The sequence below is a fragment of the Streptomyces sp. HUAS TT11 genome (genome assembly GCF_051553595.1).
In the GTDB taxonomy this organism is placed as follows: Bacteria; Actinomycetota; Actinomycetes; order Streptomycetales; family Streptomycetaceae; genus Streptomyces.
Window position 1 is genome coordinate 5,693,839 of the sequence record NZ_CP196184.1, and the last position, 22,422, is coordinate 5,716,260.

A 22,422-nucleotide genomic window follows, 5' to 3' on the forward strand; every position below is an offset into this window, starting at 1 on the left:
GGCGCCCTCCGCCGGACGCAGGGCGCCCCCGAGCACGGGCGGCTACGGCACCTTGACCCACTGCGCGGTCGACGGCGTCCCCTGGTCGTCGTCGGCGAACAGCATGTACCAGCCCGACTGGACGAGGTTGCGGTTCTTCGGGACCGTGACCGTGATCCTGTCCCCGGACGTCGTGAAGTCCAGCGCGATCGAGCGCTGGTCCACGTCCGTGACATGTGTGGACGCGCTGGGCCTGATCAGCCGGACCTTCCTGATCGTCGGGGCGTGCTGCGAGGTGAAGGTCCCCGACGCCCCGCGTGCGATGGTCTGCGGTCCGCCCGACAGGGAGGGCCGGGCGTCGCGGTACAGATACGGCGGCGTGTAGATCTCGATGCGCTGTTCGAAGACGCCGGGCTTGGTGTCGGCCTTGTCGCCGTAGAGCGAGTCCGAGCCGAAGAACATCACGCGGCCGTCGGGCAGCAGGATCGAGCCCGAGTGGTAGTTGCGGCCCACCAGCGGATCGGCCACCCGCTGGAACGTGTTGCCGTCCGGGTGGTAGATCCGCGCCTGGAGGATGTTCGACTCGCCGCGGCCCCGGTAGTCCTGCGAGCCGCCCGACACCAGCACGGTGTCGTCGGGCAGGACCGAGGACTGCGGATAGCGGGTGCCCTTCTCCAGAGCCGGTCCGTCGACGAAGCGGGGGGCGGCCGACTTGAGGTCGATCAGCCGTGTCCTGTTGGTGGACAGCTCGGACTCGCCCACCCCGCCGCCGCCGATGACCATGTACTTCTCGTCCTGGGCCGGCGGCAGCAGTACGGTGCCGGACGTCTCCATCATCCCGGGGTCGCTCAGCCCGGGCAGTTCGGTGAAGCGGTTGGTGTCCACATCCCAGACGCCGGGGTCACGGCCCACGTCGTCCGGGCCGTAGCCCGCGTTCGAACCCGAGTAGAAGAGCTTGCCGTTCTCCATGAGGAAGAGTGCGGGGTAGGTCGGGAACTGGCGGATCCTCGAGGTGTACGTCCACTTGCCGGTCTTCGGGTCGAAGACCTCGTTCTTGCCGGGGACGAGCTGTCCGATGTCGTCGAGCCCGGAGACGCTGAGGACCCTGCCGTCGCTCAGGGTGGTCAGCGTGGGGTACCAGCGGGCCTCCTTCATCGGGTCGACCTTGATGTACTTCTCGGCGACCGGATCGAACTCGTAGGCGTCCCTGATGCCCTGGAAGTCCTTCTTGTCGAGGCCGAGCTTCTGCGCGATGCCGTAGGTGTTGCGCGCGTCGGAGCCGGTCAGGCCCTGGACGCGGTAGTTGTCCTGGGTGCCGGTCTCGTACCGGGAGCCGCTCTTCCGCGCCTCGACGTAGATACGGCCGAGCCCCGGGTCGTTGCGCAGGAAGCGGCCGGTCTTCTTGTCGAAGACCTTCTTCGCCCGCGGCACCAGGACGGGGTCCTTGGAGAGGAAGGTCCTGCCGTTCGCCTTGCCGGTGAACGTGGTGCCCGCGGGCAGCGTGATCGGCTTGTCCGGATTCTCGTTGTGCACGATCATCAGGCCGCCGGCCTTGGTGACGTCCCCCTTCAGCTTCTCGTAGCGCTTGGTGCCGCCCGCGATCAGGATCCTGCCGTCCGCCAGCTGCGTGTGACCGGTGCAGAACAGGTCGTTCGGCGTCGGCACCTTCTTGATCGTGCCCTTCACGGGGTCCCAGAGACGGCTGTCGAACTGCTTCTTGTCGAAGTTGTCCTGGTTGTTGCCCGAGCCGGCGATCAGCAGCACCTTTCCCGTGTGCAGCAGCACGGCGTGGATGGTGTCCTGCCGGTACTCCTCGGGGAACTCGACGATCTGCCAGTGGCCGTTGCGGGCTTTGTACTCGGGCTTGTTGATCGTGTAGTCGTGGTACCGCTCCGACCCGAAGCGGTACAGCCACGGTCCGTTCATTCCGCCCAGTGCGATGACCACCGCCGTGCCGATCGCGAGACGACGGACACGACGGTGACCGGCCGGGTCATTCATTTCTTGTGTCCCCCGAGAGCGATCTGCATGGTCTGGTCAGGGCCCGAGTGGCCGCTCCACGAGGCGCGCGGCGCCGGCGCACGGTCCCCGGCGGGCTGCCCGGGAGTCACCGGGGTGTCCTGCGGCTCCTCGGCGGTCATCCGCTTCCGCTGCTCCTGACGCAGGGTCCAGCGCCACACGAAGACCGGGGACGCCGTGATCAGCAGGGCGATCGAGGCCCAGACGAGCATCGCGGGGTGGGAGTGGCCGAGGGCGAAGCCGGCGGCGATCGAGCCGCCGAAGACCAGGATGAAGAACAGATGGATCCGGAAGGTCCCGAAAAGCGTGTCGGGACTCGTCGAATCGCCCTTGGGGGTCACCACGAACCGGCTCTTGCGGCGCAGCACCGCGTCCAGCAGCGAGCGGGCGTAGACCGGTGCGGACAGCGCGGACATCACCATGCCGGCCACGCCTCCTGAGCCTTCCGGTTCGTGCGGCGAGACGTTGTGCCGGCGGTTCCAGACGTACAGGCCGATCTGCAGCGCCGACGCATTGCCGTACAGCATCAGCCACACGGTCGGGTCGATGTTCACACCGGAGGCGCCCAGGCCCATGAACAGCGCGCAACTCAGCGCCGCGAGGATCCAGTTGAGGGCCGACATCGGATAGAAGACGATCATCATCGTGTAGTTGAAGAGCTTGCCGGGCGGCAGTGAGAAGAAGCCCTTCCAGTACTGCTTGAGGATCGTCTCGTACGTGCCCCGGGACCAGCGCAGCTGCTGGGTGAAGAAGTCCGTCCAGGCGCCGGGGCCCTCACCGATGGCGAGCACGTCGGGGGTGTAGACCGACCTCCACTTCCGCCCGGTGGCCGGGTTCCGGTGGCGGTGGATCTCGAAGCCGGTCGCCATGTCCTCGGTGATCGAGTCGTACAGGCCGCCGATCTGCTTGAGCGCCGAGATCCGTACGGCGTTGGACGTGCCGACGAACATCGGGGAGCCGTAGCGGTTGCCGGCCCGCTGGATCAGGGCGTGGAAGAGGAACTGCTGCGACTCGGCGGCCTTGGTGACGAAGGTGTCGTAGTTGCCGTACACCTGCGGGCCGATGACGAAGCCCACGTCCGGGTCGCGGAAGAAGCCCAGCATCCGCTCCAGGTAGTTGGGCAGCGGAACGTGGTCGGTGTCGACGGAGGCGAAGAAGTCGTAGGCGTCGCCGTGCGCCTGGAGCCAGGCGTTGTAGTTGCCGTGCTTGGTCCGGGCGCGGTGCGGGCCCTTGGGCCGGTTCCACTCGGGGACGCCCTTGCGGGTGAAGTGGTGCACGCCCAGACGCTCACAGACCGCCTTCACCTCGGGATCGTCGCCCTCGTCGAGGAGCCATATGTGCACAAGCCCCCGGTGGCGCAGTCGTACCGCCGCCTCCAGGGTCCTCGTCACCATCGACAGGGGTTCCTTGCCGGGGACGTACGTGGTGAGGAAGGCGACTCTCGTACCGGTCTCCGGCACCACCGGGATCGGGTCGCGGGCGACCAGCGTGGCGTGCGCGTTCGACAGCACGGTCATGCAGCGGAAGAACTCGATCAGGCCGATCGAGACGAGCATCACCACGTCGAGGGCGGGCAGGAAGTCGTAGGCCGGGTACTGGCGCTCGGTCCAGTGCTTGGGCTGGAGCAGCCAGGCCAGCAGGAGCAGTGACAGCAAGGGCGCCGCGCCCAGCATCAGGGCGGCACGGAGACGGTGCGGCTCCTGGGAGAGCAGTGAGCGGTAGCGGACCTTGTACGGCTTGGACGGGTCCGGGTGGGTCAGTGGTCCCGCGAGCCGGCTGTAGTGTTCGTAGTCGTATCTCGGCAGTGTCCTCCGGCCCCGATGGTCGGTGCCGGTGTGCCCCGTCCGGTGTGACGGCAGCCTCGACCGGGTCGTTTCTGACGGGCCGAAGTTCTGCCGGGCGCCCGTCGGCGTCGACGTCATGAGTCATCCCCCCGCACGCACGGCTGCGTGGCTGTGTGGTTGTTTCGCCCGCGTCCGGTCCCCCTCGACCATGACGGGCGTCAGTGACTGGTCGCCGCCACCGCGTCACCTGCACGCTGCGGACACGGGAACGCGACCTCCCGCCTGTGTGAACGCCCCCCTCGGCATCCCCTGGGCCGGGCCACCCTCCCCGAGCGGCACAACCGGCCAATTACCCCCAACTGCCGTACATCGGCAGTCCCTTGGAGCCCAGGGTTCTATGGCTTCCGGCATGATCGCAAGAGCGAAACGCGGTGTTTACCGCTCATACCGACTCAATGGGGCGCTTGTTGGAATCCAGTGGGGCAGTTGAGGTCACCCGTGTACGGATGTTGAGGAAGTGGTGCCTTATGGCCGCCTCCGCTCGCACGGCATCACCGGACCGCACGGCGTCGACGATCTCCCGGTGCTGCCGGCGGGTGACCTTCGGGTCCTGGGGCGCCTCGGCCAGGTCGGTGCGGACGCGGTGGAACGCGTCCCAGAACGCTTCCAGTGCTTCGCTCAGGAGTACGTTTCCCAGCCCTCGGTAGAGCGTGGCGTGAAAGGCGCGGTCGGTCTCCGCGAGGCCGGCTCCCCGTGCGGCCTCCTCCTTCATGCGGTCGACGAGCCCGTCCGGTTCGGCGAGGTCCCGCTCCGGCAGTCGGCCCGCCAGGCGGGAGACCGGCCCCGTCTCCACCGCCTCGCGCAGTTCGAGAAGCTCCGGCAGGCTGTCCTCGCCGCGGTGGTGCCCGGCGACCGTACGGAAGGCGAGGCCCTCGGCCATGGGGGCCAGGGGCATCGGGCCGACATGGGTTCCGAAGCCGTGCCGGATCTCGACGATGCCCATCGCCTGGAGTGCCTTGAGGGCCTCGCGCACGGAGTTCCGGCCGGCGCCGAGCAGTGCCATCGGTTCGGGCTCGGTCGGCAGCACGGCGCCCGGGGGCAGCCGACGCTCGATGATGAGCTTCTTGATCCGCTCCTGCAGGTCGCGCGCCATGGCCAGAGGGTGTCCGGCCGGTCGGCGCGGACCCCCGGGTGCGCGCGGACACAGAAAGGCCCCCCGCTCGCGCGAGAGGCATTCCCGGTCGTGCGCCGCCAGGGACTCGAACCCCGGACCCGCTGATTAAGAGTCAGCTGCTCTAACCAACTGAGCTAGCGGCGCCTGTCGACCGGGAGAACTTTACCCGACACCTGAGGGCGCTCCCGGCCGCGGAGGCCGCATGGCCGCGCCCGTCCGGCGGCGCCTCGTACCCCCGGAGGAACGGCACACGTACATCATTCGGGCCGTCACCACGCGATTCCGGTACACAGTTGGGGAAAGTGACGTACATGCAGAAAACAGGACATATCATTCCGGGTGTGGACAGGGAGTGTGAAGGGCGTCGCATGGAGACTCCGGAGTTCGAGGAATTCGCCCCCAGGGCCGGCTGCGCGTGTGCGGGCTGCGTCCACTGGCGCCGTGCCGTCTCCGCCTCCTCCCGCTCCGGACGTACCGGCCGTCTGACGGCCCGTAAGGCCGTCGCGCTGGCCGCTGTCGCCGGCGCGACCCTCGCCGCGGGCCAGGCGATGCCCGTGGCCGCCGCCGCCCAGGCTCCGCTCCGCCCGAGTGTCCCGAGGGGTGACCAGCCGCCGGACACCCCACAGGGCCGGACGGCTCCACTGCACGGCAGTGCCGGGGCGTCGGCCCCCGCGCTGGCCCCCGCGACGACCCGTGCCCAGATCATCAACCGGGCCAAGGTGTGGGTCGCGGCCAAGGTCCCGTACAGCATGGACGACTACTGGTCGGACGGTTACCGGCAGGACTGCTCGGGATACGTGTCGATGGCCTGGAACCTCGGCAGCAACGAATGGACGGGCAGCCTGGACAAGTTCGGTGTCCGGATCTCCAAGGAGCAGCTGCAGCCCGGCGACATCCTGCTGTTCCACAACGCGGCCAACCCGGAGCGCGGCTCACACGTCGTCATCTTCGGCGGCTGGACGGACTCCACGCACAAGAGGTACACGGCCTACGAGGAGACCCCGCCGAGGGCGCGGAAGCTGGCCACCCCGTACGCGTACTGGACCAATTCCAGCCGTTATGTTCCCTACCGCTACAAGAACCTGAGCGACAGCAAGGCCGGTGTGGAGAGCGCGGACGAGCAGCCGTCGGCGACCGCCGGTGTTCCGGGCCTGCCCGGCTATTCGGGCGGCGCCGCCGCCGGTTCGGGCGCCGTCGCGCTGCCCGGTTCCTCGGCCTGGCCCCTGACGCAGAAGAACGGCGGGGGCGTGGCCGCGGCCGGTTCCGCCCTGGCCGTCGGATCGCGATCCGTCCTCCCGGACGGCACGCCCGACTTTCCGGGCCCGGGCATGTTCCGTCCGGGCGCGGACAACCCGCACATCACCCGGCTGGGTCGCCGGCTGATCGAGAAGGGGTTCGGCAAGCACTACACCGAAGGACCCGGGCCGCGCTGGGGCGAGATGGACCGGCGCAGCGTGGAGGCGTTCCAGCGCGCCCAGGGCTGGCGCGGTGGTGCGGCCGACGGCTTTCCCGGGCCGGAGACCTGGCGGCGCCTGTTCTCCTGACTCTTCTCCCGCATGTTCCCGATTCCTTCCCCCGGTCCGTAACCCGACGCACCGAGCACGACGACTGCCGGCGCGGAGGCATGGAGGCACGCATGACCACGAAGACACCGCAGAACCCGGAGCCCGAGGGGGCGCCGGAGGAGGCCGACACCCCTCCCGCCCGGCTCATCCAGAGCGAGTCGACCACCGACATCCCCGTCCACCTGCTGTTCCGGGAGGACTCCGACATCGGCGAGCCGACCGTCTCCCCCTCGGTGGTGGGGCGGCGGCTCGGCACCGGTGAACAGCCGCGGGTGCGTCCGCCCACTCCGCCGCGCCGTCAGCCCCCCGACGTCGACCCCCAACTCGTCGAGCGGCCCGCCCGGGTGCTGCCCGGTCTGCTGGGCGTGCTGGTGGGGCTCACCGGAGCGGTCGGCAGCGGGGTGATCTCGTGGTGGGCGGGCTTTGTGTCGCCGTCCGCCGTGCGCCTGCTGGAGCTGCCTCCGTCGGCGTCCACGGGCCTGGGGTTGCCGCAGGTGGCGGCGTACATCGGTGCGGGTGTGCTCTTCCTCGTCGGCTTCGGCGGACTCATGCGGGGGCACACCGGGGGTGCCTGGGTGCTCAGTGTGTTCGGGCGCTACCGGGGCACCATCCGTCGCACCGGGCTGATGTGGGTCAACCCGCTGGTGCTGCGCCGGCGGGCCGACGTACGGCTGCGGCACTGGCGCAGCGAGCCGATGGCCGCGGTCGACGCCAACGGGCTCGCGCTGCAAGTGGTGGTGCTGGTGACCTGGCGGGTCAGCGACACCGCGCGGGCCGTGCTCGGCATCGACGACCACGAGATCTATCTGCGGGAGTGCGTCGAGTCCGCGCTGGCGCGGGTACTGCCCCAGGTGCCGGCCGACCTGCCAGGGACGACGGCGGTCGTGAGCCTGCGCAACGTCGAGGCGGTCGGTGACGCGCTCAGCCGGTTGGTGGCCGCGGAAGCGGAGCCGGTCGGCCTCGAGGTCTTCGCGGTGCAGCCGACCCGGATCGAGTACGCCCCCGAGGTCGCGGCGCGGATGCAGCGCCGCCGTATCGCCGCGCTCGACGCCGAGCACCGCGACACGGTGCTCAGCTCGCTCGTGGACTCGGTGGAGGACACGGTGATCCGGCTGACCACACGAGGCCTGGTCGAACTCGACGACTACGAGCGCAAGGCGCTGGTGAAGGACCTGACGGTGGCGTTCTACACGGGCCGCACGGGTGACGGGGCGTGAAAGGGAGTTGAATTGGTATGGACATGTTCAACTCCCGGTAATACCGTGGGGCTTGGTCTAGACCTGAACGCTGCGCGCACGGCTCAAGGAACTCCCCACATCCTCCAGGAGCGGCAGCATGCGCATCCGTACGACCAGGAAGGCGAAGTGGTACGCGGCCGTGCTCGGCCTCGCCACCGCGGGCACGTTCGTGCTCTCCACGGGCGGTGCCAGCGCCCACGGTTACACCGACCAGCCGCTCAGCCGGCAGAAGATGTGCGCCGCGAACGGCGGCATCGTCTCCGGCTGCGGCGACATCCAGTGGGAGCCGCAGAGTGTCGAGGGCCCCAAGGGCTTCCCGGCCGCGGGGCCCGGCGACGGGCAGATCTGTTCGGCCAACCACACCAACTTCGGCGCACTCGACCAGCCCAGGACGCCCTCGGGCACTGCCTGGCCGACGACCAGGGTGACGGGCGGGCAGAGCTACAGCTTCCGCTGGCAGTTCACCGCCTCGCACTCGACGACCGACTTCAAGTACTACGTCACCAAGCAGGGCTGGAACCAGAACCACGCCCTGACCCGGGCCGATCTCAACACCACCCCGTTCCTGACGGTCCCGTACAACGGTCAGCGTCCGCCGTCCACGCTCAGCCATGCCGGCACGCTGCCGACCGGGCTGAGCGGGCACCACGTCATCCTCGGGGTGTGGACGATCGCGGACACCGCCAACGCGTTCTACTCGTGCGCCGACGTCACGTTCTGACCGGTCCCGCCTCCCGGCTCGCTTTCTGAGCCTTCCTTGAGGAGCACCGGCGCCCCGCGCGGGTACGTTCCACGCACGTCGTCGCCATGACCATGACGGCGTGCGTGGAGTCGTACTCAACTCGGGGGAGTCATGGACTACTTGTTCTACGCGGTGCCCGGCCTGATCATGACGGGGGCACTGGTCCAGGCGGTCGCGGTGGTCCGTCGCTCGCTGCGGTTGCGCAGCAACTGGAACAGCGGTCTGACCGCCGAGGCACGCTGCCTGCGGACGTACACGACGACCGGCGGGGGCGGCGAGACCTCCGTGAGCACCACGCTGCACCATGTGTACGAGTTCGCGACCCGTGAGGGCCGCACCGTGCGCTTCGAGGAGGCGGGCGGCCCGCGGACCACGGTCGAGGGCGACATCGTCCCGGTCCACTACACGGCCGCTCACCCCGAACGCGCCACGGCGTACACCCCGAGCCGGGGCAGGGCCCTGGCGGGCGCCGTGGGCGTGCTGGTGTTCCTCTCGGTGATCGTCGCGTTCTGTGTCGGTTTCATGGTGACCTACGCCGAGGCCTTCGCCGCGGACGACCCGTTCACGGGCATGCCGTAGGGCGGCCGCGCTCCCGGCCGGTTCCACGGGTCTCCCTGTCTGACGCTTCGTCAGCTAATCTGCGCGCCCATGGAGTCCACGAGGGGTACCGTCGCGGAACTGGTCGCGCAGGGGTGGAACGACCACCGGACGGGACTGTGGTTCGAGGGGCGGTCGCTCACCCGGCACGAGGTGACCGCGGGGGCCGCGGCCAGGGCGGCGCTGTTCGCCGATCTGCTCGCGCCGGGAGACACGCCGCACCTCGGGGTGCTGCTCCACAACACGCCCGAGTACCCGCTCTGGCTGAGCGCGGCGGCCCTCGCCGGTGCGGCCGTCGCCGGGATCAACCCCACCCGCGCAGGGGCGGAGTCGGCGCGCGACATACTGCACACCGAGTGCCGCGTCCTGGTCACCGAACGGGCCTTCCTCCCCCTGCTGGACGGGCTCGACCTGCCGGGCGTCCGGCTGCTGGTGACCGACACCGACGCCTGCGCGGACCTCCTCGCCGGGTACGCGGGGGCCGCGCCGGACGTCTCGCGGGCCACCCCCGCCGACCGCCTCCTGCTGTACTTCACCTCCGGTTCCACCGGAGCGCCGAAGGCCGCGATCTGCACCCAGGGGCGGCTCGCGGCAGCAGGCCGCTCCCTGGTCCGCCACTTCGGGCTGGGTGCCGACGACGTCCACTACATCTGCATGCCGATGTTCCACGGCAACGCGGTCATCGCGGACTGGGCACCGGCGCTCGTCTCGGGCGCCGCGATCGCGCTCAGGCGCCGCTTCTCGGCCTCGGGGTTCCTGGACGACGTGCGTGCCTGCGGGGCCACGTACTTCACCTACGTCGGACGCGCCGTGAGTTACGTCCTGGCGACGAAGGAGCGGCCCGACGACCGGGACAACCCCCTGCGGCTGGGCTTCGGCACGGAGGCGGGCGCTGTCGACGCCGCCGCCTTCGAGCGGCGCTTCGGGGTGCGGCTCATGGAGGGCTACGGCTCGTCGGAGGGCGGAGCCGCCGTGCAGCGGACGGCGGGGACCCCGGCCGGTGCGATCGGCAGGGCTGCGCCGGGCGACGACCTCGCCGTCGTCGACCCCGTCACCCGCGAGGAGTGCCCGCCCGCGGTCTTCACCGGGAACGGCCGGCTGTTGAACGGCGACGAGGCCATCGGGGAACTGGTCAACCGCGGGCCCCATCACTTCGAGGGGTACTGGCGCAACCCGGCCGCGGACGCCGCACGCCGCCGCGAGGGCTGGTACTGGACAGGTGACCTCTTCTACCGGGACGCCGACGGGTTCCTGTACTTCGCCGGCCGTACCGACGACCGGCTCCGCGTCGACAGCGAGAACCTGGCCGCCGCGACGATCGAGGGCATCCTGTCCCGGTACCGGGGCGTGCGCTCCGTGGCGGTGTACGCGGTGCCGGACCCGGTGGCGGGGGACCAGGTGATGGCGGCGATGGCGCTGGAGCACGCCGGGTCCTTCGATCCGGACGGCTTCGCCGCGTTTCTGGCCGCCCAGCCGGATCTGGGGACGAAGACGGCGCCCCGCTTCGTGCGGGTGGTGGACGTGATGCCGGTCACGGCCACCAACAAGATCCACCGGGTGGGGCTGCGACGGGAGGCATTCCGGTGCGCGGATCCGGTGTGGTGGAGGCCACCGGGGGAGTCCGCCTACCGGCGCCTCACCGATGAGGACGTGGCCGGGTTCGTGGCGGAGTACCGGGCCCGGGAGAGGGAGGAGCTGCTGCCGCCGGCCGTCGTGCGGCCCGCGGCAGGGGATCGGCTCCCGTGACACGAGAAGAGGCCCCTCGCTTTCGCGAGGAGCCTCTCGTCCGTGCGCCGCCAGGGACTCGAACCCCGGACCCGCTGATTAAGAGTCAGCTGCTCTAACCAACTGAGCTAGCGGCGCAGACTCTGTCGCGTTTCACTTTCGTGTCCGGCGACAAAAGAAATACTACCTGGTCCGCAGCGGTGCTCGTGACCACCCTCAGATCGCGAGCGACAGCAGAACCGGGGCCGCCCCCTTGTTCAGGCGGTCCGCCGCCTGCCGCAGCCGGTGTGCGTGCTCCACCGGCAGGGACAGGGCCAGACAGCCGACCGCGCTGCCCGCGGTGATCGGGACGGCGGCGCAGACCGTGCCCACCGCGTACTCCTGCAGATCGAGGACCGGGACCGTCGGCGGATGGGCGTCGAGGCGGGACAGCAGCAGCTTCTCGCTGGTGATCGTCCGCGAGGTGAGCCGGGCCATCTTGTGCCGGGCGAGGTGGTCCCGGCGGCCGTTGACGTCCAGCTGACCGAGCAGGCTCTTGCCGACCGCGCTGGCATGGGCCGAGGAGCGGAAGTCCACCCACTCGTGCACCGCGGGTGTCGCGGGACTCTCGGCGCACTGGGTGACGAGCACCTCGCCGTCGACGTAGCGGCTCATGTAGATCGCGGCGCCCACCGACTCGCGCAGATCGTCGAGCGTGTGCTGGAGCTTCTCGCGCAGTGCCTGCTCGCGGTCGTGGGCGGAGCCGAGACGGCTCAGGACGGCACCGGTGACGTACGCGCCGTCGGCGGTCTGCTCGACGTACCCCTCCCGGTGCAGCATCCGCAGGAGCGAGGTCAGCCGGTGGGTGCCGAGACCGGTCCGGCGGGCGAGCTCGGCGTCGGTGACGCCGGAGGCGCGCCCCGCCACCGTCTCGAGGACACGCAGTGCGTCCTGGGCCGAGTGGTACGGAGCGGTCGGCTCATGAGTCAGCGCCACGGACTCCCCCTGCGCTTTTCGGGCCGTACTCGGGACAGCTTCGCTGCCTCCACGATACGGCTCAAGCCCGCGCCGGGGAGTGGGAGTTGACGAACTCCGTGGCGTGATTCGGCCCCCTCAGCAGGGGCCCATCACGCTGGCATATGCCATGGTCATGAACCGACCGCCCGTGCCGGGCGGTGCCGCGATCGGCTTCCCGACGTCACAGCACCGCGCTGAGGAATTCCCGCGTTCGCGGCTGCTCCGGCTCGCTGAAGATCTTCTCCGGCGCGCCCGCCTCGATGACCTGGCCGGAATCGAACATCAGGACCCGGTCGGAGATGTCCCGGGCGAAGTTCATCTCGTGGGTCACACAGAGCATGGTGATGTCCGTGGTGTGAGCGATGTCGCGGAGGACGTCGAGCACACCGGCGACCAGTTCCGGGTCGAGCGCGGACGTCACCTCGTCGAGCAGCAGCACCTGGGGGCGCATCGCCAGGGCCCGGGCTATCGCCACCCGCTGCTGCTGCCCGCCCGAGAGCTGGCTCGGGTACTTGTCGAGGTGCTCGCCGAGTCCGACCAGGTCGAGCAATTCGCGTGCCCGCTGCTCGGCCTCGTCCTTCGACATGCCGAGGACGGTGACCGGCGCCTCGGTGATGTTCCGCAGCACCTTCATGTTCGGGAACAGATTGAACTGCTGGAAGACCATGCCGATGCTCTTGCGGATCTCGCGGACCTGCTTCTCGCCGGCCGGGAAGAGCTGCTGCCCGGCGACCGTGATCGTGCCCTCGTCGGGCTTCGTCAGGGTCATCAGCATCCGCAGGATCGTGGTCTTGCCGGAGCCCGACGGGCCGATCAGGGTGACGTGCTTGCCCGCGTCGACCGTGAAGTCGAGCCGGTCGAGCACCGTGTGGTCGCCGAAGCGCTTGGTGACCTTGTCCAGCCGGATCAGCTCGCCGGTGGCCCTCTGCGGGTCGGCGTGGGCGTCGGGTTCTTTCATGAGAGGGGTGTCAGCGGACAAGGCGTCGCTCCAGGGCTCGCAGGAGGAGGGAGGCGGGATAGGAGATGAGGACGAAGGCCACACCGATGACCGTGAGCGGCTCGGTGAACTGGAAGTGCTGCTGGGAGAAAAGACGTGCCTCACCGAGCATGTCGAGGACGGTGATCGCCATCAGCATCGGCGTGTCCTTGAGCATCGAGATCACGTAGTTGCCGAGGGCGGGCACGACCCGGCGGATCGCCTGCGGGAGGATCACCGCCGTCCAGGTGCGGCGCATCGGCAGGCTCAGCGCGGTCGCGGCCTCCCACTGGCCGGCGGGCACCGCCTCGATCCCGGCGCGGTAGACCTGCATCGTGTACGTGGAGTAGTGCAGACCGATCGCGACCACACCGGTGGTCAGCGCGGAGAAGGCGAGGCCCCACTCGGGCAGCACGTAGAAGAGGAAGAACAGCTGGACCAGCAGCGGCGTGTCGCGGATGAACTCGGTCACGACCCCCACCGGCCAGCGCACCCACCGGGTCGGCGTGCGCATCAGCAGCGCCCACACGAGACCGAGGACGAAGGCGATCAGCGAACCGAGGACCAGTGCCTGGAGGGTGACGAGCAGGCCGTCCCAGAAGTGCGGCAGGAAATCGCGGACGGCACCCCAGTCCCACTTCACGAGACACCACCTCCGACCGTTGTCGTCTCGGACCGCCGTACGGAGCGGGCAGGCTCGGTCGCCTTGCCGGCCCCGGCCTTGAGCCGGTTCTCGAGCCCGCGCATCAGCCGGGTGAGAAGGAAGGCGATCACGAAGTAGATGAGCAGGATGTACGTGTAGATCTGTGCGCTCTCCTGCAGCGCGAGCCGCACCAGGTTGCCGCTGAAGGCCAGGTCGCCCATGCCCATGACGGAGACCAGGGCGGTGCCTTTGAGCAGTTCGACCAGCAGGTTGGAGAACGGCGGGATCATCTCGGGCACGGCCTGCGGCAACAGGATCTTCCGCATCCGCTGCCACGGCGTGAAGCTCAGCGCTATCCCGCCCTCGCGTTGCGCGGGGTCGACGGAGTTGAGAGCGCCGCGCACGATCTCGGCACCGTAGGCCCCGTACGTCAGACCCAGGGCGAGCGTGCCCGCCCACAGGGGCACCAGCTGCCAGCCGAAGGCGAGGGGCAGCACGAAGAACACCCAGAAGATCATGATCAGGGCCGAGGTACCGCGGAACACCTCGGTGTAGAAGCCGGCGAGGAAGCGGACGATCCAGCGCCGGTGGGTGCGTGCGATGCCCACCGTGAAGGACACGGCCGTCGCGAGCACCGCGCTGAGCACGAGCAGCTGGACCGTGGTCCATATGCCCTTCAGTACGAGTTCCCAGAGTCCGGAGGTCATCCGCGGCACAGCTCCTTCGCGGTCATGTCCGTCATCTCGGCCTTGCCGAAGCCGAACGGACGCAGGACACGGAAGAGCTCGCCGCTCGCCTTCATCTTCCTCAGCTCGGCGTTGAAGGCGTCCCGCAGCCCCGTCTCGGTGGGCCGGAACGCGAAGCCGCCGCCGTCGACGTGCGGCTTGCCCTTCACCAGCGGGGCGAAGGGCCTGGTGGCCTCGGTCTTCCGGGAGTTCTTGACGACCTCACGGACGGTGAGCGCGGTGCCCGCGAACACGTCGACCCGGCCCGCCTCGACGGCGTTCAGCCCGGCGACCTGATCGGGGACGATCAGTATCTCGCTCTCCTTGTAGCCGGCCTCGACGGCGTACTGGATCTCCGCGTATCCGGTCCCGGTGGCGAATTTCGCCTTCTTCGCGACGACGTCCTTGTACGAGTGCAGGCCCTTGGGGTTTCCCTTGCGCACGATGAAGGAGTCGAGCATCTGGTAGTCCGGGTCGGCGAAGATGACCTGCTGGCAGCGCTCGGGGTTGATGTACATCCCGGCCGAGACGACGTCGAACTGCTGTGAGTTCAGCCCGGGGATGAGGGAGCCGAACTCGGTCGGCACGGGCTGGACGCGGTCGACGCCGAGGCGTTTGAAGATGACCTTCGCCAGCTCCGGGGCCTCGCCGGTGAGGTTTCCGTTCGTGTCGATGTAACCGAAGGGGATCTCGCCGGCGATGCCGAGGCGAACGACGCCCTGGGCCTTGAGCCGGCTGAGCAGATCTCCGCCGCGCGTCGTCGACGCCGTGGCCACACGGCTGCAGCCGGCGGCGCCGAGCGCGCCGACGGCGGCGATGCCGGCGAGCAGTGACCGTCTGGTGGTTCCGGGTTTTTCTGCGTCATTCGTCCGTGGTGGAGCCATGGGCGCGCGGCTACCCGGGACCATGCGATGTATTCAGGCCGATTTTCGGCACCGCGCTCCCGGAGCGGTGTGCGCGAGGGCCGCGTCCCCGCTCCGTCGCGGCGCTGAGCGGCCACGACTGCGCTCGGTGGGCGCTCAGTGACCCGGCACGTATCCACGTTTCTTGTCGACCACGTTCACAAGCGGTTTTCCCGCCTCCCAGCGTTCGTACAGTCCGACGAACTGTGCGCCCAGTTCGTCGCGCCAGCCCACCGTGTCGCCGCTCATGTGCGGGGACACGAGCAGCCCCGGCACGTGCCACAGCGGGCTGTCGGGGGCGAGCGGCTCGTCGCGGAAGACATCCAGCGCGGCGCCCGCGATCCATCGTTTTGTCAGTGCCTCGGCGAGCGCGCCCTCGACCACGAGGCCCCCGCGTCCCACGTTGACGAAGCGGGCCGAGGGCTGCATGACGCCGAAGCGGCGTGCGTCGAACATGCCCTGTGTCTGCTCGGTCAGCGGCGCCGCCGCGACGACCCAGTCGGCACGGGCCATCAGACGGTCGAGGTCGGCCGGGCCGTGGACGCCTGTACGCGGGACGCGGCCCACGATCGACGTCGTCACGTCGAGCGCCCTGAGGGTGCGGGCGATCGCCCGCCCGATCGGTCCGGAGCCGACCACGCATGCGCGCGTGCCCGCGACCCGTGTCGTCTCGCGGTGCCGCCAGCGGCGTTCCCGTTGCAGGTCCCATGTGCGGGGCAGGTCCTTGGCCATCGCCAGGACGAGCGCGGCCACGTACTCGGCGACGGGGCGCTCGAAGACGCCGCGCGCGTTCGTCACCACCGTGTCGGACGCGGCGAGTTCGGGGCACAGCAGATGGTCCACGCCCGCACTCGCGGCGTGCACCCAGCGCGGCCGCGGGCCGTCACCGGGCCAGGCGTCGCGCACGGCCCGCGAGGTGAAGTCCCAGACCAGCAGCACATCGGCGTACGGCAGCCGCCGGGCGAGGGCCGAGTCGTCCACGTGCTCGATCCGCACCCGGCCGGTCAGCCGGCCGAGCCGGGGCAGCGGCTCGGCGTCCAGGACGAGCAGCGTGGGACGGCCGGGCGGGCGGGCGGTCATACGGGAACCGTGCCTCCGTTCGGCGGAGACGGCCGGGGGCGGCCGGGCGGGCGTCCGACATGCGCGGATGGAACACGGTCGCACCCGGGGCGACGGCCGTCAATCGCTCGGGACGCCGCGGTGGCCGCCGCGTCGGCGTTACTCGGCGCGTGGTTCGGGAAGGCGTCCCAGCACGCCGGGATGGGCGTCGTCTCCGCCAGGCAGGTGACGGGGGCGGGCGGCTCAGCGCCACCTGGGTACCCGGGCGGCGCGTCCCCATCAGGCTCTGTTGGGGGGACGCCTCCCACGCCCCGCGGGCGGTGGGAGGGACAGGCAGCACACCAGGGTCCCGCACTGCCGGAAGAACAGGAAGGTTGGGCATGACCGCACTCGGATTCCTCTACCCGGGCCATTACGCCGAGGACGACTACCCCCGGATCGAACAGCTTCTGGCCAGCGACATCCGGGTGGATCTTGTGCACACCGACGCGGGGGAGGGCGCTCACCGCGTGGACACGCTCCGCCGGATCGGCTCGCCGCAGCTGCTCGCGGCGGGGGTCGAGGAGCTGCGGCTCTCCGGCGTCGAGGCGGTGGTGTGGGCGTCCACCAGCGGGAGTTTCGTGCTCGGCTGGGAAGGCGCCCACGAGCAGGTGCGCACCCTCGCGCGCACGGCCGGTATGCCGGCCTCCGCCACCTCGTTCGCGTTCGTGCACGCGGCCCGGGAGATCAGGGCGCGGCGGGTGGCCGTCGCGGCGCCGTATCCCGCCGATGTGACGGACCTGTTCGCCGCGTTCCTGCGGGCCGCGGACGTGGAGGTGGTGTCCGTCCGCTCCGCCGGGGTGGCCACCGCGGGGGAGGTGGCGGTCTGGAGCGCGAAGGAGGTGAGCGCGCTCGCGCACGAGGCGGACCACCCCGATGCCGAGGCGGTCCTGCTGCCCGACACGGCGCTGCACACGGTCGCGCATCTGGCGGCCCTGGAGAAGGAGCTGGCGAAGCCGGTCCTCACGGCGAACCAGGTCACGGTGTGGGAGGCCCTGCGCCTGGTGGACCGCCGTGTGAACGCCCCCGGTCTCGGGACCCTGTTCACCAGGGAGCCGATCGTCCAGGTGTGAGCGCCCGGTCCGGGCTGACGGGCCGGGAATAACCGGGGACTGCCTCCTGTTGTGCGTCGAAGTCGCGACACACACGCAGGAGGCAGTTCGGTGGACGAGATCCGAGGCACGGCACAGGGCACCGCGCCCGTACCCCTGTCCGTACTTGACCTGGTCACGGTCGGTGCGGGCCGTACCGCCACCGACGCACTCCGGACCAGCGTCGCCCTCTCACGTCTCACGGAGTCCCGCGGCTACCACCGCTTCTGGGTCGCCGAGCACCACTCGATGCCGGGCGTGGCGTCCTCGTCGCCCGCCGTGATCCTCGCCCACCTCGCCGCCCACACCGAGCGCATCCGGCTCGGCTCGGGCGGAGTGATGCTGCCCAATCACGCCCCGCTCGTCATCGCGGAGCAGTTCGGCACGCTCGAGGCCCTGGCCCCCGGCCGTGTCGACCTGGGCCTCGGCCGCGCTCCGGGCACCGACGGCGCCACGGCCGCCGCACTGCGCCGTACCGACCGGCTGAACGAGGGCGCGGACGACTTCCCCGAGCAGCTCGCCGAGTTGACCCGATTCCTCGACGACGACTTCCCGGACGGTCACCCCTACTCCCGTATCCACGCGGTTCCGGGCCCCGTCCAGTCCACCTCACCGGGGGGCGTCCAGTCCCCGCACCGGCCGCCGATCTGGCTGCTGGGCTCCTCCGGTTTCAGCGCCCGCCTGGCCGGCATGCTCGGCCTGCCCTTCGCCTTCGCCCACCACTTCTCGGCGCAGAACACCGTCCCGGCGCTCGACCTGTACCGCGAGTCCTTCCGGCCGTCCGCGGTGCTCGATGCCCCGTACGCCCTCATCGGTGTCGCCGCGCTCGCCACCGACGAGGAGAAGGAGGCCCGCCGCCAGGTGCGGGCCGCCGCCCTGAACATGCTCCGGCTGCGTATGGGCCGTCCGGGTCTCGTTCCCACGCCGGAGGAGGCGGAGGCCCACGAGTTCGGTCCGCTGGAGCAGGAGTTCTTCGAGTCCTGGACGGCGAACGTGATCCACGGCACGGCGGACGAGGTCCGCGCGGGCCTGGACGATCTCCAGAAGCGCACCGGTGCCGACGAGCTGATGCTCACCTCCAACGCCCACGGCGGCGACGTACGCGTGCGCTCCTACGAGCTGATCGCGGACGCCTACGGTCTGCCGACCGCCTGAGGCCGCCCGCCCGCACCGGGGAGGACCGCGCGGACGGGGCCGTCGCGGTCATGATGGGTGGCAGGCCTCCGGGTCCACCAGCTCGGAGATGCGGTCCGGTGGCACCGGCCGGGAGTACAGCCAGCCCTGGCCGGTGTCGCAGCCGATCCGTCGCAGCCGGCTGGCCTGCGCGGAGGTCTCCACGCACTCGGCGGTGACGGTCAGGCCCAGCCGGTGCGCGAGCTGGATCATGGCCTCCACGATCACCTCGTCCGCGGGGTTGGGGTGCACGCCCGTGCCCTCGTACTGGAAACCGCGGACGAACGATCCGTCCAGCTTCAGCACCGACACCGGCAGCCGGCTGAGGTAGGCGAGGTTGGAGTACCCCGTCCCGAAGTCGTCGATGGCGATCCGCACCCCCATGTCGCTGAGCGCCTGGAGCGCCTGGAGGGGGCGGCCGGCCGATCCCATGACCGCGGACTCCGTGAGCTCCAACTGCAGCAGACGGGGTGCGAGTCCCGTCTCGGCGAGGGTTCCCGCCACATCGGCCACCAGGTCGGAGTCCCAGACCTGACGCACCGCCACGTTCACACTGACGAAGATCGGCGGCTCGTCCGGACGCTCCAACTGCCATCGACGCGCCTGACGGCAGGCGGACTTGAGGGCCCAGCGTCCGAGCTGCACGATCGAGCCGTCCTCCTCGGCCAACCCGATGAACCGGTTCGGCGTGAGCGTGCCGAACTGCGGGTGATGCCAGCGCACCAGTGCCTCCACACCGCGCACCCGTCCGTCCTCCATACCGACGAGCGGCTGGTACTCCAGGGCGAACTCACCCCGCTCGATGGCCGGGCGCAGACCGGAGGACAGGGCCTGCCGGGTCATGCGGTGTGCGTTGCGCTCGGGGTCGAAAAGGGTCCAGCGGCCCTTGCCGTCGGCCTTCGCCCAGTACAGCGTCGTATCGGCGGCCTGCATCAGACCGGTCGCCGTCGTCCCGGCCGCGTGCCGCTCCACCACGCCGATGGACGCCGAGACGGACAGGCGCTGCCCGGCCAGGTCGAACGGTGCCTGAAGCGCCTTGAGCACCGACTCGGCCAGCTCGGCGAGTTGGTCGGTGCCCGTCGAGTCCTCGACGAGCAGGGCGAACTCGTCGCCTCCCAGCCTGGCCACCAGGGGAGTGGCCGCCCGCGCGTAGCCCGCCTCGTCCGCGCACGCCGTCAGGCGCTCCGCGACGGCCGCGAGCAGCCGGTCCCCGACGCGATGCCCGAGGGTGTCGTTGATGGCCTTGAAGCCGTCGAGGTCCAGATAGCACAGTCCGACCCGGCCGGTGCCGCTCTCCTCGTACGATTCGGCCTCCAGTGCGGCCGACAGGCGTTCGAAGAACAGGGTGCGGTTGGGCAGCCGTGTCACCGGATCGTGCATCTGCAAGTGACGTAGCTGAGCCTGGAGTTCGCGGCGGGCGCCGATGTCGGCGACCGAGAGCAGTACGGCCTGCTCCGACTCGGGCAGCGGGGTGACGGTCACCTGGACCCAGAGCGAGTGGCCGTCGGGATGTTTGAGCCGGCGCGTGCAGCGCAGCCGCGCCTGGCGGCCGCGCAGCACCTCGCGGTAGGCGTGCCAGGTGCGGGCGTCCGAGGACAGGTCGACCAGATCGGCGGCGGCCTTCCCGGCCAGAGTGCCCGTGCCGGTGGCGAGCAGTGACCCCATCGTCTCGTTGGCGGTGACGACCAGGCCCTCGCGGTCGACGACCGCCATGGCGAACGGGGCCGCGGTGAACGCCGCTCCCAGCGGGTGGGACCGGGAGGCGTGCGGTGCGGGGTCGGTGGCCGGTGGGATCGGATGTCCCCCCGGGAGGGACGACGGTTCGGACGCACCGGACGTGCGGTCGTTACTTCCTGTGACAGCCGGGCCGACGAGGTCTGCCGCGGGCGTCGGCCCTTCGGACGTTCCGCTCACCGATCGCTCCCGCAGTGCACTCGTTCTTCGTACGGATCTCGTGTGTCTCGCCGGGGTCGACGGTCGCGTGGTCGGCGACCGTACGCGTCGTGTTCGTGCAGGAAAGTGTGCCGATCATAGAGGCCGGCCCAGAGGCCTTGCAGCCGCTGTCCGGTACCCCGGAGCGGGCGCACGCTCTGACAGATCGTTTCTGCCCGCAGCGGGCGCCGGTCTATCAGGCCGTCCGCGGTTGTGACGTTGCGTGAGTGGTGGGGGTGTCGGCCCGCATCGGCCGCCCCGTCGGTTTTCCTGCGCCGTCGTGCGCTCCCGCGGCGCACTGCCCCTCCCTCGGTCGACGCGGTTTCCCTCTGCCCTTTTCCCCCGTCTGAGGGGGTCTCACCCTTCTGGTGCAGACAAACAGGACGTAGTAATACAAGTCGGACAAAGCTGGGTGCGGAGCCCCTGAACCGCACCCGGAGGTCGACGTGCCGCGTCCGCTCCCCGCCAAGGGGCCAACCAGGTACGTCCCCAAGGCGCTCGTACGGGGCAGGACGCCCATGCTGCGCAGGACCGCGGCCATGGCGACGTCGATGGCCGCGCTGGTGGCGACCTCGCTCATCGCCGGACCCTCACTGGTCGGACTGCCCACGGCACCCTGTGAACTTCCGCGCAGCGAGGCCCATCACTCGGAGGGCGTCGACACCTGGAACACCGACTACACGCGGCCCGCCCACCCGCTGGACGCCGTCCTGGTCTTCCTGTCCTTCCCGGACGCGACTCCGGTGACCACGCCCAACGAGCTGACCAGCGACTACTTCCCGGCCACCAACCGCTTCTTCGAACGTGCCTCCTACGGCCGCTTCTCGGTGCGCCCGCATCCCCTGAGCCACTGGATCCCCATGCCCCGCCCCTCCGACTGGTACGCCATCGGACGGGACTGGGACCCCGAGCACCGGTCCGCGTATCTGAACGACGCGGTCGCCGTGGCGGACAAGGAGGTCGACTTCTCGAAGTACGACATCGTGTACTTCGTGGCCGACCCGGACGCGCCCGGAGTCGACTCGGACGCCACGAAGGTGGTCAACCTCGACACCCCCATGCGGGCCGACGGCACCGACATCCGCCGGATGGTCACGGTCTTCGAGAAGCATCCGCCGGACCACCTGGTCCTCGCCCATGAGACGGGCCATGTCTTCGACCTGCCCGATCTCTATCACCGCCCCACCGACGGCAAGGGCGACTGGGACACCTACGTCGGCGACTGGGACCTCATGGGCAGCCAGTTCGGCATGGCTCCCGATCTGTTCGCCTGGCACAAGTGGAAGCTGGGGTGGCTGGATCCGCGGCAGGTGGTGTGTGTGCGGGGCGCGGTCACCCGGCTGACGCTGGAACCGCTCGAGTCCAGCCCGGCCGTGCCGCAGGTGCCGGTGCACGCGGACACGGAGCGGGACACCGGGACGTCCGGTGCGGCGGGCAGTCCGGGGGAGCGCTTCCTCGGGCCCGGACTGGAGGCGTTCGGTTCGGGGCGCGGCACCAAACTGGCGGTCGTGCGGACGGGGTCGGACAGTGCGCTCGCCATCGAGGCACGTGGGGCGCTGGGCAACGACACCGGGGTCTGCCTGCAGGGCGTCCTCGTCTACCGCGTCCACGGCGAGACGGAGTCGGGCGGTGGGCCGATCGAGGTACTGGACGCCCATCCGCGGACCGCCGCCTGCTGGGGCAACTCGGTCTATCCGGCCCTCGCGGACGCCCCGATCTCGGTCGGCGAGAGCTTCACGGTGGCGGCCGGCGCGGTGAAGGTGAAGGTGGAGGTGGAGGACCGCACCGCGACCGGGGCGTGGACGGTGAAGGTCACCAAGAAGTGACTCCGGGTGTGCGGTCACCACGGGGCGTCTGCTCGCGGTCGGAGGGCAGGCCCCCGACACCCGTATGAGCCGAACCGCACGACGGGGTGTGGCTGAGGGTCGGCGGGGAGGGGCTCACGCCCGCGGTTCGCTGTGTTCGTCCCGGAGGCAGGGCCTGTGCGGGGGGTGGCTCGGGCCTGCGGTCCACCGTGGCCGGTGCTCGGCGGCCACGGCCCCGGACAGGTGAGGCCTCCGGAT

At 70.3% G+C, this 22,422-nt stretch carries 18 protein-coding genes and 2 tRNA genes; 8 read left to right on the plus strand and 12 right to left on the minus strand.

Going from position 1 to position 22,422, the window contains the following annotated elements; all coding sequences use genetic code 11:
- Positions 1 to 42: 42 nt before the first annotated feature.
- The 4 genes from ACSHXN_RS25480 to ACSHXN_RS25495 form a co-directional block, all read right to left on the minus strand.
- Positions 43 to 1,980, minus strand: a complete 1,938-nt coding sequence (locus tag ACSHXN_RS25480; RefSeq protein WP_355129208.1) for a kelch motif-containing protein — start codon at positions 1,978 to 1,980, stop codon at positions 43 to 45.
- The gene (locus ACSHXN_RS25485; RefSeq protein WP_438303766.1) at positions 1,977 to 3,920 is read right to left on the minus strand and encodes a glycosyltransferase family 2 protein; all 1,944 of its coding nucleotides are present in this window, start codon (positions 3,918 to 3,920) and stop codon (positions 1,977 to 1,979) included. Before ACSHXN_RS25485 ends, ACSHXN_RS25480 begins: the two co-directional genes overlap by 4 nt.
- Positions 3,921 to 4,224: 304 nt before the next feature.
- On the minus strand, positions 4,225 to 4,935 hold the full coding sequence (locus tag ACSHXN_RS25490; protein WP_355129212.1) for a FadR/GntR family transcriptional regulator: 711 nt from the start codon (positions 4,933 to 4,935) through the stop codon (positions 4,225 to 4,227).
- A gap of 91 nt (positions 4,936 to 5,026) precedes the next feature.
- A tRNA-Lys gene (locus tag ACSHXN_RS25495) sits at positions 5,027 to 5,100 on the minus strand.
- Between the two features lie 224 nt (positions 5,101 to 5,324).
- Between ACSHXN_RS25495 and ACSHXN_RS25500 the strand changes: the two genes are divergently transcribed.
- The 5 genes from ACSHXN_RS25500 to ACSHXN_RS25520 all read left to right on the plus strand — a co-directional run bounded on the left by ACSHXN_RS25500 (position 5,325) and on the right by ACSHXN_RS25520 (position 10,844).
- Positions 5,325 to 6,500: a peptidoglycan-binding protein gene (locus ACSHXN_RS25500; protein ID WP_355797908.1), complete on the plus strand. Its 1,176-nt coding sequence runs from the start codon at positions 5,325 to 5,327 to the stop codon at positions 6,498 to 6,500.
- A gap of 92 nt (positions 6,501 to 6,592) precedes the next feature.
- Positions 6,593 to 7,738, plus strand: coding sequence for an SPFH domain-containing protein (locus ACSHXN_RS25505; protein ID WP_355129216.1), 1,146 nt, complete (start codon positions 6,593 to 6,595; stop codon positions 7,736 to 7,738).
- 118 nt (positions 7,739 to 7,856) lie between these two features.
- On the plus strand, positions 7,857 to 8,480 hold the full coding sequence (locus ACSHXN_RS25510; RefSeq protein WP_355129218.1) for a lytic polysaccharide monooxygenase auxiliary activity family 9 protein: 624 nt from the start codon (positions 7,857 to 7,859) through the stop codon (positions 8,478 to 8,480).
- A 132-nt stretch (positions 8,481 to 8,612) separates the two neighbouring features.
- Positions 8,613 to 9,080: a DUF3592 domain-containing protein gene (locus tag ACSHXN_RS25515; RefSeq protein WP_356109677.1), complete on the plus strand. Its 468-nt coding sequence runs from the start codon at positions 8,613 to 8,615 to the stop codon at positions 9,078 to 9,080.
- A gap of 69 nt (positions 9,081 to 9,149) precedes the next feature.
- Complete coding sequence (locus ACSHXN_RS25520; RefSeq protein WP_438303767.1) at positions 9,150 to 10,844, plus strand: AMP-binding protein; 1,695 nt, start codon at positions 9,150 to 9,152, stop codon at positions 10,842 to 10,844.
- Between the two features lie 43 nt (positions 10,845 to 10,887).
- On the opposite strand, the gene ACSHXN_RS25525 is transcribed toward ACSHXN_RS25520, so the two are convergent.
- The 7 genes from ACSHXN_RS25525 to ACSHXN_RS25555 all read right to left on the minus strand — a co-directional run bounded on the left by ACSHXN_RS25525 (position 10,888) and on the right by ACSHXN_RS25555 (position 16,145).
- Positions 10,888 to 10,961, minus strand: a tRNA-Lys gene (locus ACSHXN_RS25525).
- Between the two features lie 78 nt (positions 10,962 to 11,039).
- A complete protein-coding gene (locus ACSHXN_RS25530) occupies positions 11,040 to 11,798 on the minus strand; it encodes an IclR family transcriptional regulator (protein WP_356291691.1) in 759 nt (252 codons plus the stop codon).
- Between the two features lie 202 nt (positions 11,799 to 12,000).
- Complete coding sequence (gene ehuA, locus ACSHXN_RS25535; protein ID WP_355129226.1) at positions 12,001 to 12,777, minus strand: ectoine/hydroxyectoine ABC transporter ATP-binding protein EhuA; 777 nt, start codon at positions 12,775 to 12,777, stop codon at positions 12,001 to 12,003.
- A 10-nt stretch (positions 12,778 to 12,787) separates the two neighbouring features.
- Positions 12,788 to 13,438: an ectoine/hydroxyectoine ABC transporter permease subunit EhuD gene (ehuD, locus tag ACSHXN_RS25540; RefSeq protein WP_059127691.1), complete on the minus strand. Its 651-nt coding sequence runs from the start codon at positions 13,436 to 13,438 to the stop codon at positions 12,788 to 12,790.
- The gene (gene ehuC, locus ACSHXN_RS25545) at positions 13,435 to 14,145 is read right to left on the minus strand and encodes an ectoine/hydroxyectoine ABC transporter permease subunit EhuC (RefSeq protein ID WP_355797918.1); all 711 of its coding nucleotides are present in this window, start codon (positions 14,143 to 14,145) and stop codon (positions 13,435 to 13,437) included. The genes ehuD and ehuC overlap by 4 nt, the downstream gene beginning before the upstream one ends.
- The gene (ehuB, locus tag ACSHXN_RS25550) at positions 14,142 to 15,047 is read right to left on the minus strand and encodes an ectoine/hydroxyectoine ABC transporter substrate-binding protein EhuB (RefSeq protein ID WP_355129230.1); all 906 of its coding nucleotides are present in this window, start codon (positions 15,045 to 15,047) and stop codon (positions 14,142 to 14,144) included. Before ehuB ends, ehuC begins: the two co-directional genes overlap by 4 nt.
- A gap of 135 nt (positions 15,048 to 15,182) precedes the next feature.
- Positions 15,183 to 16,145 carry a D-2-hydroxyacid dehydrogenase gene (locus ACSHXN_RS25555; RefSeq protein WP_355129232.1) on the minus strand — a complete coding sequence of 321 codons (963 nt, stop codon included), beginning with the start codon at positions 16,143 to 16,145 and terminating at the stop codon, positions 15,183 to 15,185.
- A 359-nt stretch (positions 16,146 to 16,504) separates the two neighbouring features.
- Between ACSHXN_RS25555 and ACSHXN_RS25560 the strand changes: the two genes are divergently transcribed.
- Together ACSHXN_RS25560 and ACSHXN_RS25565 are read left to right on the plus strand one after the other, a co-directional pair.
- On the plus strand, positions 16,505 to 17,236 hold the full coding sequence (locus ACSHXN_RS25560; protein ID WP_355129234.1) for a maleate cis-trans isomerase family protein: 732 nt from the start codon (positions 16,505 to 16,507) through the stop codon (positions 17,234 to 17,236).
- 90 nt (positions 17,237 to 17,326) lie between these two features.
- A complete protein-coding gene (locus ACSHXN_RS25565) occupies positions 17,327 to 18,409 on the plus strand; it encodes an LLM class flavin-dependent oxidoreductase (protein WP_438303768.1) in 1,083 nt (360 codons plus the stop codon).
- A 48-nt stretch (positions 18,410 to 18,457) separates the two neighbouring features.
- On the opposite strand, the gene ACSHXN_RS25570 is transcribed toward ACSHXN_RS25565, so the two are convergent.
- Positions 18,458 to 20,341 carry a putative bifunctional diguanylate cyclase/phosphodiesterase gene (locus ACSHXN_RS25570; RefSeq protein ID WP_356291689.1) on the minus strand — a complete coding sequence of 628 codons (1,884 nt, stop codon included), beginning with the start codon at positions 20,339 to 20,341 and terminating at the stop codon, positions 18,458 to 18,460.
- A 464-nt stretch (positions 20,342 to 20,805) separates the two neighbouring features.
- Here ACSHXN_RS25570 and ACSHXN_RS25575 point away from each other — a divergent pair, with 464 nt between their 5' ends.
- Complete coding sequence (locus tag ACSHXN_RS25575; RefSeq protein WP_356109686.1) at positions 20,806 to 22,185, plus strand: M6 family metalloprotease domain-containing protein; 1,380 nt, start codon at positions 20,806 to 20,808, stop codon at positions 22,183 to 22,185.
- Positions 22,186 to 22,422: the final 237 nt, after the last annotated feature.